The organism is Sinorhizobium fredii (genome assembly GCF_002944405.1).
In the GTDB taxonomy this organism is placed as follows: Bacteria; Pseudomonadota; Alphaproteobacteria; order Rhizobiales; family Rhizobiaceae; genus Sinorhizobium; species Sinorhizobium fredii_C.
Map to the genome: position 1 here is coordinate 2,843,251 of NZ_CP024307.1, position 13,497 is coordinate 2,856,747.

14 protein-coding genes and 1 pseudogene are annotated in these 13,497 nt (G+C 63.4%); 3 read left to right on the forward strand and 12 right to left on the reverse strand.

The window, feature by feature from the left end; all coding sequences use genetic code 11:
• Positions 1-407: 407 nt before the first annotated feature.
• The 3 genes and pseudogenes from NXT3_RS13985 (at position 408) to NXT3_RS13995 (ending at position 5,750) form a co-directional block, all read left to right on the forward strand.
• Positions 408-1,595 (forward strand): efflux RND transporter periplasmic adaptor subunit, encoded by a 1,188-nt coding sequence (locus tag NXT3_RS13985; RefSeq protein ID WP_104840004.1) that lies wholly within the window; start codon positions 408-410, stop codon positions 1,593-1,595.
• A gap of 14 nt (positions 1,596-1,609) precedes the next feature.
• Positions 1,610-4,924 (forward strand): efflux RND transporter permease subunit, encoded by a 3,315-nt coding sequence (locus NXT3_RS13990; protein ID WP_097525149.1) that lies wholly within the window; start codon positions 1,610-1,612, stop codon positions 4,922-4,924.
• A 144-nt stretch (positions 4,925-5,068) separates the two neighbouring features.
• Positions 5,069-5,750 (forward strand): annotated as a pseudogene (locus tag NXT3_RS13995) (Crp/Fnr family transcriptional regulator).
• Between the two features lie 10 nt (positions 5,751-5,760).
• Here the strand turns inward: NXT3_RS13995 and ureG are convergent.
• The 12 genes from ureG to NXT3_RS14055 all read right to left on the reverse strand — a co-directional run bounded on the left by ureG (position 5,761) and on the right by NXT3_RS14055 (position 13,275).
• Positions 5,761-6,372, reverse strand: a complete 612-nt coding sequence (gene ureG / locus NXT3_RS14000) for an urease accessory protein UreG (RefSeq protein ID WP_037414598.1) — start codon at positions 6,370-6,372, stop codon at positions 5,761-5,763.
• Positions 6,373-6,458: 86 nt separating this feature from the next.
• The gene (locus NXT3_RS14005; RefSeq protein ID WP_097525389.1) at positions 6,459-7,130 is read right to left on the reverse strand and encodes an urease accessory protein UreF; all 672 of its coding nucleotides are present in this window, start codon (positions 7,128-7,130) and stop codon (positions 6,459-6,461) included.
• Entirely contained in the window at positions 7,123-7,602 is a 480-nt protein-coding gene (gene ureE / locus NXT3_RS14010; RefSeq protein WP_104839531.1) for an urease accessory protein UreE, read from the reverse strand. Before ureE ends, NXT3_RS14005 begins: the two co-directional genes overlap by 8 nt.
• Before the next feature lies 1 nt (position 7,603).
• The gene (locus NXT3_RS14015; RefSeq protein WP_097525147.1) at positions 7,604-7,900 is read right to left on the reverse strand and encodes a putative quinol monooxygenase; all 297 of its coding nucleotides are present in this window, start codon (positions 7,898-7,900) and stop codon (positions 7,604-7,606) included.
• A gap of 127 nt (positions 7,901-8,027) precedes the next feature.
• Complete coding sequence (locus tag NXT3_RS14020) at positions 8,028-8,567, reverse strand: peroxiredoxin (RefSeq protein ID WP_037414593.1); 540 nt, start codon at positions 8,565-8,567, stop codon at positions 8,028-8,030.
• A 176-nt stretch (positions 8,568-8,743) separates the two neighbouring features.
• A complete protein-coding gene (gene ureC / locus NXT3_RS14025; RefSeq protein WP_097525146.1) occupies positions 8,744-10,456 on the reverse strand; it encodes an urease subunit alpha in 1,713 nt (570 codons plus the stop codon).
• Between the two features lie 3 nt (positions 10,457-10,459).
• On the reverse strand, positions 10,460-11,089 hold the full coding sequence (locus NXT3_RS14030) for a Urease operon accessory protein (protein ID WP_423827996.1): 630 nt from the start codon (positions 11,087-11,089) through the stop codon (positions 10,460-10,462).
• A 21-nt stretch (positions 11,090-11,110) separates the two neighbouring features.
• Positions 11,111-11,533, reverse strand: a complete 423-nt coding sequence (locus tag NXT3_RS14035) for a lysozyme inhibitor LprI family protein (RefSeq protein WP_104839533.1) — start codon at positions 11,531-11,533, stop codon at positions 11,111-11,113.
• Positions 11,530-11,835, reverse strand: coding sequence for an urease subunit beta (locus tag NXT3_RS14040; RefSeq protein WP_037414588.1), 306 nt, complete (start codon positions 11,833-11,835; stop codon positions 11,530-11,532). Before NXT3_RS14040 ends, NXT3_RS14035 begins: the two co-directional genes overlap by 4 nt.
• 12 nt (positions 11,836-11,847) lie before the next feature.
• A complete protein-coding gene (locus NXT3_RS14045; RefSeq protein WP_097525143.1) occupies positions 11,848-12,102 on the reverse strand; it encodes a DUF1272 domain-containing protein in 255 nt (84 codons plus the stop codon).
• A gap of 9 nt (positions 12,103-12,111) precedes the next feature.
• Positions 12,112-12,414 (reverse strand): urease subunit gamma, encoded by a 303-nt coding sequence (locus NXT3_RS14050; protein ID WP_026618115.1) that lies wholly within the window; start codon positions 12,412-12,414, stop codon positions 12,112-12,114.
• 27 nt (positions 12,415-12,441) lie between these two features.
• Positions 12,442-13,275, reverse strand: coding sequence for an urease accessory protein UreD (locus NXT3_RS14055; RefSeq protein WP_097525142.1), 834 nt, complete (start codon positions 13,273-13,275; stop codon positions 12,442-12,444).
• Between the last annotated feature and the right edge of the window lie 222 nt (positions 13,276-13,497).

A 13,497-nucleotide genomic window follows, 5' to 3' on the forward strand; every position in this document is an offset into this window, starting at 1 on the left:
AGCGCGCGGCGGTATGCCGCGCGCTTTTGGGCAACCCGCCCCAGTTGTTAAGCTTGCATTTAACTCGCTCCACTATAGCCTCCCGGCAGATCACCAGGGAGAAATACTGAGGCACCATCGTTTCCGGCCTCTTGTAAGCATTTGCTACCGCGCTTACATAGCCCGGAACGATTGACTGGAGACGAGGCGCAGGGAGGAACCGGTTTTCTCTGGTTTCGCTTCCTTGAGTAATTTCTCCCGCGTCGGTACCTTCGATTTGATGCTCTGGGTCGGGCATTTTGAACGCGTGGATCGCACCGGTCGGCAATGCCGGCGGAACACGCGGGAAATAGCATGATTGCACGCGGAGCTTCGCCCTTGATGAGCGGCGAGGCAGCATGATTTACTTCTGTCAGGACAATATGCCGATGGCTCAGAAACTCCTTCCTCTTCTCGGCGCATGTGCAGCAATCACGCTCGGCACGTTTTCGGGCGTCTCGGCCGAGGAGGCCGCAAAGCCGCAGCCGTCGCAGGCACTGCCATCGATCGTCGTGACGGAAGCGGCAGAACGCAAGATCAGCGACCGCGTCCTTGCCACCGGGTCGATCCAGGCGGTCGAGGAAACCTATGTTGCACCGCTCGTCGACGGGCTTTCCATCCGCTCGTTGAATGTCGATGTCGGCGATCGCGTCGAAGAGGGTAGCATCCTTGTCGTCCTCAACGACGACGCGCTGCTTCTGCAGAAAAGTCAGCTGGAGGCCAATCTCGCCAAGGCGGAAGCCTCGCTCGCGCAGCTCAAAGCCCAGCTTGCCGAGGCGACGGCGAATTCCGAAGAGGCGACGCGCGTCGCCGATCGCGCCGTACGGCTTTCGGAGAACGGCACGGTCTCGACCGCCGAGGCGGACCGCCTGAAGGCACTCGCCGCCGCCACGCGCGCCCGCCTTCGCTCGGCCGAGCAATCGGTGGGCGTCGCCAGAGCGGACATCAAGGTTGTCCAGGCGCAGATCGACGAGATCGACCTCAGGCTTGCCCGTACCGAGGTAAAGGCCCCGGTCAGCGGCGTGATCTCGGCAAAGAACGCCAAGGTCGGCGCGATCGCCAGCGGCAATGGGGAACCGCTCTTCGCAATGATCCGCGACGGTGCGATCGAGATGAAGGCCGATGTCGCCGAGTCCGATATCGTCAAGCTTGCCGTCGGGCAACCCGCAACGGTGAAGCTCGCCGGAAGCAATGCGACCGTCGCGGGCAAGATCCGCCTGATCGCGCCGACGATCGATCAAGACACGCGGCTCGGCAAGGTTCACATCAGCCTCACCGACACGACCGAGGCGCGCGCCGGCATGTACGCGAGCGCGGTCATTACGGTCGAAGAAAAGCAGACGGTCGTCCTGCCGCAAACCGCCGTTACATCGGAAGACGGCAAGACCATCGTTCGCAAGGTCGAAGACGGCATCGTTCGGCTGGTTCCGGTTGAGACCGGCATCCAGGACGGGCAGTTTGTCGAGATCCTTTCCGGCCTCAAGCCGGGCGAGCAGGCCGTGGCCAAGGCCGGCGCCTACGTGCGTGACGGCGACCGGATCAATCCGGTCAAGTCCGACCAGCCGATAACCAATTGACGGGAACAGAGACCATGAACTTCTCCGCCTGGTCCATCCGCAATCCGGTCGCGCCGATTCTGGCGTTTTTCGTGCTCGTCGTGCTCGGCTGGCAGTCCTTCAATTCGCTGCCGATCACCCGCTTCCCGAACATCGACGTCCCGATCGTCTCGATCGTCGTGGCGCAGAGCGGAGCCGCCCCCGCCGAACTCGAGACCCAGGTGACCAAGGAAATCGAGGACGCGGTAGCCGGCATCTCCGGCGTCGACCATATCGAGTCGACGATTACCGACGGGACATCCACCACCGCAGTCATCTTCCGCATGGAAGTGCCCACGCAACAGGCCGTTCAGGATGTCAAGGACGCGATCGACCGCATCCGCGGCGACCTGCCGACCTCGATCGAGGAGCCGATCGTCTCCAAGGTTGACGTGGAAGGCCAGGCCATCCAGACCTTTGCCGTCTCCTCGCCCGGCATGACGCTCGAGGAGCTGTCCTGGTTCGTCGACGACACGATCAAGCGCGCCATCCAGGGCCAAAGCGGCATCGGTCGGGTCGACCGCTATGGCGGGTCCGACCGCGAAGTGCGCATCGAGCTCGATGACGACCGGCTGAATTCCTTCGGGATCACCGCGGCTGACGTCAACGGCCAGCTCCGCCGCATGAACATGGATCTCGGCTCGGGCCGCGGTCAGGTCGGCGGCAGCGAACAGGCGATCCGTACGCTGGGCGACGCGCGCGACGTTTCCCAGCTCGCCAACACGATGATCTCGCTGCCGAACGGACGCTTCGTGCGTCTGTCGGAGCTCGGCAAGGTTACCGATACCTACGAGGAGCCGAAGTCCTTCTCGCGCTTCAACGGCCACCCGGGCGTTACCTTCGCGGTGTTCCGTGCCAAGGGGGCGAGCGAGGTGAGCGTCGCCGAAACAGTCGCCAAGACCCTCGACGAGATCCGCGCCAAGCATCCGGACGTCACCATCGAGATGGTCGACGATCTGGTCTACTTCACCTATGGCAACTACGAGGCGGCGATACATACGCTGATCGAGGGTGCTCTGCTCGCCGTCATCGTCGTTATGCTGTTCCTGCGCAACTGGCGCGCCACCTTGATCTCAGCGGTTGCCCTGCCGCTTTCAGCCATCCCGACTTTCTGGGTCATGGAGCTCCTTGGCTTCTCGCTGAACCTCGTGAGCTTCCTGGCGATGACGCTCGCAACCGGCATTCTCGTCGACGATGCAATCGTCGAGATCGAGAATATCGAGCGCCATATCCGCATGGGCAAGTCGCCCTACAAGGCGGCGATCGAGGCAGCCGACGAGATCGGCCTTGCGGTCATCGCCACCACCTTCACCATCATCGCGGTCTTCGTGCCCGTTTCCTTCATGCCAGGCATTCCGGGGCAATACTTCATCCAGTTCGGGCTGACGGTCGCTGTCTCGGTCTTCTTCTCGCTGCTCGTCGCCCGCCTGATCACGCCGGTGATGGCGGCCTATCTGATGAAGCCGACGGATGTCGGCGGCGGTCACCACGATGATGACGGCTTCATGATGCGGCAGTACACGCGGGTCGTGCACTTCACCACGAAACGCTGGTATACGCGCTACTCCACGCTGGTCGTGGCAATCCTGCTCACTATCGGCTCCGTCGCCGCGCTCATCGCCTTCGTGCCCGGTAGTTTCCTGCCGCCGGAGGACAATTCGCGCGTCAGCCTGTCGATTGAACTGCCGCCCGATGCGATGCTCGAGGACACGGACCGGACGACCACGGAAATCTACAACCGCATCAAGGATATCGAGGGAGTCGAGAACGTCTTCGTCCTCGGGGGCGCCTCGCCGAAGGGCGATCTCGAACTGCGCCGCGCCGCCGTCACCGTGCTGCTCAAGAAGCTCGATCACTCGCTTGTCAACAAGGTCGTCAACGACGTTATCGGGCGCACGCCGCTGATCGGTGAGTATCTGCCGAAGCTGCCGCCGGCTGGCCGCACCAAGCCGCAATCTCAGATCGAGAAGGAAATCTTCGCGCGGCTGCAATCGATCCCGGATCTCCGCGTTACCAAGTTGAACGATCGCGGCGAGCGCGACCTGTCGTTCAACCTGCTTTCCAACAACGAGGCGGATCTGGAGACGGCCATCGCCACGCTCGAAGCGAAGCTCCGCAGGGATCCGCTGCTCGCCAATGTCAGCCCCGACGGTGCCCTGCCGCGGCCGGAACTGCAGATTCGTCCGCGCGATGAGCAGATGTCCCGCCTCGGCATCACCACGGCGGAGATCTCGGAAGTTATCCGCGTCGCCACGATCGGCGATATCGACGCACAACTGACGAAGATTGCGCTCGACGGGCGGCTGATCCCGATCCGGGTCCAGCTCAACCGCGATTTCCGGACAGATCTGGCTGCGATCCGCAATCTCAGGGTACAGACGGCGTCCGGTGCGACAGTCCCGCTCGCGAGCGTCGCCGACATCAACTATGGAGAAGGGCCGAGTTCCATCAAACGCTATGACCGCAACCGCGTTGTGAAGCTCGGCGCCGATCTGCCCGTAGGCGTCGCCCTCGACACCGCGTCGGCCCGCTTCAAGCAGATCGCCTCCGAAGCGAAGCTGCCGGGGACCGTCGAGTTCCTCGAAAGTGGCGACGCCGAAGTGCAGGCGGAAATGCAGCAGAGCTTCGGCAATGCGATGCTGCTGGGCCTGATGATGGTGCTGGTCGTGCTCATCCTCTTGTTCAAGGACGTCATCCAGCCATTCACTATCCTGTTCTCGCTGCCGCTGGCGATCGGCGGCGTGGCAGCCGCTTTGATCCTCACGCAGAATGCGCTCTCCATGCCCGTCCTGATCGGCATCCTCATGCTGATGGGCATCGTCACCAAGAACGCCATCCTGCTCGTCGATTTCGGCATCGAGATGATGCATCACGGCATGGACCGGACGCTGTCGATGATCGAGGCTGGCCGCAAGCGCGCCCGGCCGATCGTCATGACCTCCATCGCTATGTCCGCCGGTATGCTCCCCTCTGCACTCGGCGTCGGCGAAGGCGGCTCGTTCCGGGCGCCGATGGCGATCGCGGTCATCGGCGGCATCATCGTCTCGACGGTGCTCAGCCTCGTCGTCGTCCCCTCCTTCTTCCTGATCATGGACGACCTGTCGCGTCTTCTCGCCTGGACCTTCGGCCGCATGGTCGGCAAGAAGGAGGAAGAAGACCTGCCGCTCGACCGCGAGGCGCTCAGCAAGCTTGCCGCAGAACAGGGCACGACGATCGAAAGCCTGGAGGAGCGTGTCAAGGCGCTGGAGGCCGAGCGGCGCGGCAAGTCCGACCGCAAGGTCATCAGCCATCCGGCACTCGCCGCCGAGTAAGCCGTATTTTCTAAGAACTACTGCTGCACCCGTTCCGAGCAGGGACAAGCAGCAGCGCCTCTTTTCGCCAAGTTGTTTGATATGGGTCAAGTTAGGACCGGCGCGAAAACCGCTAGCTTAGTCACGATTTTTCGGACGAGCGGTATGAAGACCTTGCGATTGACCTCCAGCGACCGGGCCATCCTCCTCAATGCGCGATTCTTTTCGCGGCTGCCGCGATCCGCGATAGAGGCGATTGTCGAGGGCGCGACAGTTTCGACGCACGAAGCGCACGTCACGCTGTTTCGCCAGAACGAGCCGCTCGACGATGTGCTGGTCGTCCTCTCGGGGCTCGTCCGCCTCTATCGCCTGGGCAAGGTACGGGCGCGAAGCCGGTGTCGCAGTCTTCCCGAAAGGCGAATTGATCGGCGTCAACGCCATGTTCCTGGATCGCCGCGCGACCGCCAATGCCCAGGCCGCCGAACACTCGATCATCGCCCGGCTGGAAGGCGGCAAGCTGCGCCGGCTGGCCGCCGAAGACCCGCCCGTTGCCCAGGCGCTTCTCGAAATTCTTTGTCACCACGGCAAGCTGGCCGAGGACTGCCTTGCCGAAGACCGGCTTCTCACCGCGCCTCAGCGCGTCGCGAACTACATTCTGAGCCATTGCCCGAACGGTTCCCAGAGCTTCTCCTTCCGCCTGCCGTTTCAGAAGAGCGTGCTCGCCGGCAAACTCGGCCTCGCCCCCGAGGCACTGTCGCGCGCCTTCTCCACGCTTCGTCAATCGGGCGTCGTGGTGAAGGGCCGGGTGATCGAAATTCGCGACCGTCAGGCGCTCGAACAGTTCTAAGGTACCGAGTTTAGAGCCCGCCCTGCACCGTCAGGAACTCGACGATCCGGTCGATGCCGTCGCCGCGCTTCATGTCGGAAAAGACGAAGGGCTTTTCGGCGCGCATACGTGTCGCATCGCGCTCCATAACTTCGAGATCGGCGCCCACATAAGGAGCGAGATCCTTCTTGTTGATCACCAGCAGATCCGACCTGGTGATCCCCGGGCCACCTTTGCGCGGGATTTCCTCCCCCTGGCAGACGGAGATCACATAGATGGTCAGGTCCGCCAGGTCGGGCGAAAAGGTCGCAGCGAGGTTGTCGCCGCCCGATTCGATGAAGACCACGTCGAGATCGGGGATGCGGCGGTTGAGGTCGGCAATCGCCTGAAGATTGATCGAGGCGTCCTCGCGAATCGCCGTGTGCGGGCAGCCGCCGGTCTCGACGCCGACGATTCGCTCCGAAGGCAGCGCCTGCATCCGCACCAGCGCCTCGGCGTCCTCTTTCGTGTAGATATCATTGGTGACGACGGCGACCGAATATTTCTCGCGCATCGCCTTGCACAGCTTGTCGGTCAGCGCCGTCTTGCCGGACCCGACCGGGCCGCCGATGCCGACGCGAAGGGGACCGTTTTTCGATGGCATTTTCTATGTCCTTTCCGGGCGCCTGAGTCTTTGTTTTCCATGCATGTCGTTGGCCCAAAACCGTTGCCACTTTTGGGCGACATGCATCACGAACGAAACAGGCGCGAATGCAGGGTTTCATGTCTGAGCGATGCAATATCGGCCATGATCGCGGCCGAGCCAAGATCGTCGAGCGAGCCGCGCGCGGCGCGAGCGGCAATCGCCGCCATCGCCGCCTCCAGCCCGGCAAGCAAGCCGACGCCGTCGCGCTGGCCGATGACGCCGCAACGGATGGCGACCGATACGGCATTGGAGGTCGTTGCGTTGAGAAAGGCCGCGATCGTCGGCTCAAGTCCGGTCCGATGCGCACCGGCGACGGCACCGACCGCCACCGGATAGGCGGCCGTCGATCCGAGCGTCTCCAGCACCGGGTGCGGCCAGTGGCCGGCGGCGGCAAGGAACGCCTCGCCAAGAAGCATGGTTTCCATGTGCCGCTCGCGCGAGCCGGCAAGCGCCTCGGCAAGTTCGCCGACCGCCCGTAGCCGGGCTGGATCGTCATGGCCGCGATAGCTTTCCGCCAGAAGCAGCGCGTCGTTCCAGATCGGGCCGCGGTTCACCAGCGTTTCCAGCCACTGCCGCAGATCGCCGGCACTTGTAACGAGGCCGTCATGAACGGCCTGCTCCAATCCGCCGGAATAGGAAAAGGCGCCGACCGGAAAGGCAGGCGAGAGCCAGGTGACGAGGCGCAGCAGAGCCTGCGTGGCGGCCTCGTCAGCCATGGTCGTGGTGGTGACCGTGCCCATGGTGGTGATGGCCGGTGCCGTGATAGGCGCCGCGCAAGGGTTGGAACGGCTCGACCACTTCGCTTACCGTCGCTCTGAGCCCTTCAAGCATGACGCGGATGACGGGATCGCGGGCGATCAAGATCCGCCCCTCCTCGACCGCCGCCGGCAGATGCCGGTTGCCGAGATGCCAGGCGATTTCGATCAGATGCAGCCCGTCGCGCGGAAGGATTTCGTAGAGCGCCTCCTCGGCCGCTTTCACTTCGACATAGCCGCCGCCTTCCAGCACCAGCAGGTCGCCGTCGGCGAGCATTACCGGCTCCTTGAGGTCGAGCATCACCACATCGTCATTTTCGAGATGCAGGAGCTTGCGGCGCAGATGCCGCTGGTCGTGGGTCAGCGTCACCCGGTGAAGCGGCGCCTTGTCGGCGGCACCCGGAGAGAGGATCTCCGTCGAACGATAGGGCACGTCAGATGACCTCGACCTTTTCCGGATGCACGACCTCGACACGCGCTTCGACGAGCAGGTCGGCCATCGCCGCCTTGAAGGATTTCAGATGCGGTTCGCCGAAGTGCGCATCGAGGGCCGCCCGGCTCTTCCAGGTCTCGACGAAGACGAGCGCGTCCGGTTCGGCGGGCTTTCGATAGAGATCGTAGCTGATGCAGCCCTCCTCCTTGCGGGTGGCCTCGATCAGCGGTGCGGCACGGGCCACGACGTCGTCGCCCTTGCTTGCATGCGCCTTAAGATATGCGATGACGTAAACCATTGAAATGCGTACCTCCGACGGGCTTCACATTAACAAGAAAAAGCCCCGGCGCCAGCAGCAAGAGGAAAATCCAAACGGCTTTCCAACCTGCGTGCGGCAGCGGGGCTTATATGATCACAATGCCGGATCAGGCAGCGATCTTCTGCGACTTCAGCGCCTCGAGAATGTTCTGCGGCGAGGAAACGCCATAGGGGTCGCTATCGCAATTGTCGGAATAGCCTTCCTCTTCGAACCACTGCTCGACCGTGCCGTTATTGACGATGGCGGCGTAGCGCCAGGAGCGCATGCCGAAGCCGAGATTGTCCTTGGCGACCAGCATGCCCATCTTGCGGGTGAACTCGCCCGAACCGTCCGGAATGAGCTTGACGTTTTCCAGCCCCTGCGATTTGCCCCAGGCGTTCATGACGAAGGCGTCGTTGACCGAGATGCAATAGATCTCGTCGATGCCGAGCGCGCGGAACTCGGGCGTCAGCTTCTCGAAATCCGGCAGCTGGTAGGTCGAGCAGGTCGGGGTGAAGGCGCCCGGCAGCGAGAACAAGACGACGCGCTTGCCGACGAAATAGTCGTTCGACGAGACATCCTGCCAGCGGAACGGATTGGAACCGCCAACGGATTCGTCGCGGACGCGGGTGCGGAAGGTTACAACGGGAACTTTTCTGCCGAGCATCATCATCTCCTTCGAGTGGGCAGCCGGCCGTCAAGTCTTGGGAGGAAGAGCAGCCGGCGAAAGGGAAGGCCCCTTCTATCGAAGATTCCGCTGCAGTGCAGCATCAAAGCGCCGATCGGGCGGCGGCGCATGGCAGGCATGCGACTGCCGCATGGCTGCCAGTTCGTCCGGAATGTCTAGAACAGGAAATACCGCTGCGCCATCGGCAGCACGGTCGCCGGCTCGCACGTCAACAGCACGCCGTCGGCGCGCACCTCATAGGTTTCCGGGTCGACCTCGACATGCGGTGTGAGGCCGTTGTGGATCATCGAGGCCTTGCCGATGCCGCCGCGGGTATTCTGGACGGCGACGAGCTCCTTGGCGACGCCGAGCCTTCCCGCGAGGCCGGCGTCGAGCGAAGCCTGCGAGACGAAGGTGACGGAGGAATTGGTCCGGCTTCGGCCATAGGCGCCGAACATCGGCCGGTAATGGACCGGCTGTGGCGTCGGGATCGAAGCATTCGGGTCGCCCATCGGCGCGGCCGCGATCGTTCCGCCGAGCAGCACCATATCCGGCTTCACGCCGAAAAAGGCAGGGTTCCAGATGACGAGGTCGGCGCGCTTGCCGACTTCGAGCGAACCGATCTCATGGCTGAGGCCATGGGCGATCGCCGGGTTGATCGTGTATTTGGCGACATAGCGCTTGACGCGGAAATTGTCATTGTCGCCGGTCTCCTCCTTCAGCCGGCCGCGCTGGCGCTTCATCTTGTCGGCCGTCTGCCAGGTGCGGATCGCCACCTCGCCGACACGGCCCATGGCCTGGCTGTCGGAGGAGATGATCGAGAAGGCGCCGATATCGTGGAGAATGTCCTCCGCGGCGATCGTCTCCTTGCGGATGCGGCTTTCGGCAAAGGCGATGTCCTCGGGGATCGACGGCGACAGGTGGTGGCAGACCATGAGCATGTCGAGATGCTCGGCCAGCGTGTTCTGGGTGTAGGGCCGCGTCGGGTTGGTCGAGGACGGAATGACGTTCGGCTGGCCGCAGATCTTGATGATGTCCGGTGCGTGGCCGCCGCCCGCCCCTTCCGTATGGAAGGCGTGAATGGTCCGGCCCTTGATCGCCGCAATCGTGTCCTCAACGAAGCCGCTCTCGTTTAGCGTGTCGGTGTGGATCATCACCTGAACGTCGTATTCGTCCGCCACCGACAGGCAGCAGTCGATCGCTCCCGGTGTCGTTCCCCAGTCCTCGTGCAGCTTCAGCGAGGTGGCGCCGCCGAGCACCATTTCAACGAGCGCGCCCGGCAGCGAGGCGTTGCCCTTGCCGGCGAAGGCAAGGTTCATCGGGAAGGCATCGGCGGCCTCGATCATACGCGCGATATGCCACGGCCCCGGCGTGCACGTCGTCGCCAGCGTGCCATGTGCGGGGCCCGTGCCGCCACCGAGCATGCAGGTGAGCCCGCTCATCAGCGCCTCTTCGATCTGCTGCGGGCAGATGAAATGGATATGGCTATCCATGCCGCCGGCCGTGACGATCTTGCCCTCGCCGGCGATCGCCTCGGTGCCCGGTCCGACGATGATGTTCACGCCCGGCTGCGTATCGGGATTGCCGGCCTTTCCTATTGCCGCGATCCGCCCGTCCTTCAGGCCGATATCCGCCTTGACGATGCCCCAGTGGTCGACGATCAGCGCGTTGGTGATGACCGTATCGACCGCGCCGCCCTCGCGCGTCACCTGGCTCTGGCCCATGCCGTCGCGGATGACCTTGCCGCCGCCGAACTTCACCTCTTCGCCATAGGTGGTGAAGTCCTTCTCAACCTCAATGAAGAGCTCCGTGTCGGCAAGCCGCACCCTGTCGCCGACCGTCGGACCGAACATGTTGGCATAGGCCGCGCGCGACATTTTGTAGGACATGGTTCAGGCTCCTTGGGACAAGTCTGACGAAGGCAATGGATTGAGGCGGCGGAGGCGGCATGCGGCGGCATGCGCATCGACATAACGCCGCTCGGCGGCGAAGGGATGCCACTCCCAGCCGCTGTGACCGAAGCCGGCGAGCACGATCTCGTCGCCGGCGGAAGCGACGTCGGACAGGATGTCGGCGATCACCACCAGACCGCTCGATGGAGCGACGTAAGGCGGCGGCGCGAAACGGGCGAGATCTTGCTCCAGCCGCTCGTGCGCTTCGATCGGGACGACCCGGTGCCGTCGGCCGGTCGCACGCGCGAAGGCCTCGAAGCCGGCGGTGTAGTCGTCGCAGAAATCGTCGAGGTCCGGATGGGTCTTGGCGAGCGCTGCCCGCATCGCCACGAACTTAGCAGCGGAGCGCACGCTCCAGATTTCACGTGCCTGGCGCACCGGCTCGCTCGTCTTCCAGCGGCCACCGCCGAGCATTGCAAGCGCCGGGCGGCCCGTGTTGCAGACGGCGACGATGTCGGTCCGGGCGCCGCCCCGGCCGACCGAGCGGCAATCGTTGAAGCGGACTACCAGGTCGGCTGCGTCGATCGTCGCGGCAGCACCCTCCGGCACCTCGCCATTTCCCACGATCATGACGCGCCGGCCCAGCAACACTCAGTTTCCTTGCGCCTCGAGAAGTTCCTTGAGTTCGGCGGTGCGCTTTCGGGTCAGCTCTGCGAGGCAGCCCGAGACGAGCATGGGCTCCATCGAACCGCCCCGAGCCTCGAAGCCGGCGAGTTCGCACTGGCCGTCGCGGTAGCCGATCCAGGCCCGCTGCGCCTTTTTCAATGCCGCGATGGCACCGATATAAGCCGCGTCGATATCACCGAGCTCCTTGTCGGTTTGCTGCACCGCGGTCATCGCCTGCTTGTAGATCTTGTTCAGGTCCGCATCCGCGGCCTGGTATTCCCGATCGGCGCAAATGTTCAAATCCATCTGCGCTACCGCCTCTTGGCAATTCACCTCAGGCTGTTCCTGAGCGAGCGCAAAGGTCGTGAGAATGAAAAGCAGGCCAAGGGCGGATGCGGCTACTCTCATAGCTTGCCCATGACCTGTTGACGGAACCCGAAAACCTCGCGCTTGCCGGAAAGCGGGATCAGCGTCACCTGCCGCGTCTGCCCCGGTTCGAAACGCACCGCCGTGCCCGCCGGGATATCGAGCCGCTTGCCGCGCGCCGCACCACGGTCGAAGATCAGGCCGGCGTTCGTTTCCGCGAAATGATAATGGCTGCCGACCTGAACCGGCCGGTCGCCGGAATTGGAGACTTCGATGGTGATCGTCGGAAGACCGACATTGAGTTCGATGTCGCCCGCGGCTGCGATGATCTCGCCTGGAATCATGCTCGTCTCTCCTTACGCGGCCTTTTCCGGCGCGCAGCCTTGCGGCTTCAGCACGCGCTCGCTCGAAGCCGGATATTTCTTGAGCATCGCCGCCGGCCGGACGGGACGGCGGACCAGTTCACCGCTGCAGTTTGGGCAGGTCCCGCCGAGCTTCCCCTCGGCGCAATCAGTGCAAAAGGTGCATTCGAAAGTGCAGATCACGGCCTCCCGGCTTTCGGGCGGCAGGTCGCGATCGCAGCATTCGCAGTTCGGGCGCAGGCTCAGCATCATAGTCTCCTAGCGGATGGGTTCGTGAACGGTGACGAGCTTCGTCCCATCCGGGAAAGTCGCCTCGATCTGGATGTCGTGGATCATCTCGGGGATGCCTTCCATGACCTGGTCGCGGGTCAGCACATGGGCGCCCGCCTCCATCAACTCAGCGACGGACCGGCCGTCGCGCGCACCCTCGACGACGAAATCAGTGATGAGGGCGATGGCCTCCGGATGGTTGAGCTTGACGCCTCGCTCCAGTCGTCGGCGCGCGACCATTGCCGCCATGGAAATCAACAGCTTGTCTTTTTCGCGCGGAGTGAGATTCATGCGTCGCTATCCGGATTGATTGCGGGATCAGAGAGTCCAGACTTTCGGCACAGATGCGTCCTCACGCAAGTGCGAAATGAGCGGGATCAGGATTTTTCTGAGCGCAAATCCATCGACCGCGGCGACACGGGCAACGAGCTTGTCGCAGCCGCCGACCTTGTAGTGGCTGGCACCAGCCATTACCACCGGCGCGAGCATTGCACGCAGCTTCGAAAGCATCGCTTCACAATCGGGCGCGGCATAAAGCAAGGTTGCGAAGGCAGCCGCACCGCCGAGCGTCGCTGGCCGGGCGGCAAGCCCTGCGATGTCGTCGGCAAGGGCCAGATCCTCGGCATGGACAAATCTGCCGCCGCTCCGCACGCGCCAACGATCGCGAAACAGCCCGGCATGCACCGCCTCGCCCATCGCCTTGCGGCCGAGAAGCACCGCCTCGACCGCGAGAAAGCTTGCATCGGGCGCCAGTTCTACCTCGAGCGAGCGCGACAGCGAGGCGCGGTCGAAGAGGATCGTTTCCTGCGGAAGCCAATCGACCCGCGCTCCGGCGGCGACGGATATGCACGTGGCGATTGAGGCCGTACCGGCGCTCGCCTTGTAGATCTTCTCGCAGGCCTGCGTCGTCAGCGTGAGCTCGGTCCCCTCGCCGGCTTCGAAATCCCATTCGAGCCGGTCGCCGCCGGTTACGCCGCCCGAGGAGTTGATGAGCACCGCCTCCATCGAGGCATCGAAGGTCTTCGGCAAGCGGATCTTGGCGCAACCTTCCTGATAGAGTTCGGCGATGCGCGTGCGTCCGCGTTCGGACTTGGCAACAAGCCGCCCTTTTCCCCACGCCCTTTGCGGAGCGATGATCGCCGCGTCATTCAAGGTGTTCAGATATCCCCAGCCGGCACGCCCCTGCGACGTGCATCGTCATGCGGCATCGTCCGAAATGGCATGATCAATGTCAAGTCACTGTTTCACAAGCACAATCGGGTCCGCCGAAAGAAACTCGTCGGACCGGCCAACTTTGAAGAGGCTGAGGGCCCACCAAAAAAAAGGGCGCCGGTTTGCGGCGCCCTCCGAACAACAATTTTGGCACGCGCCATC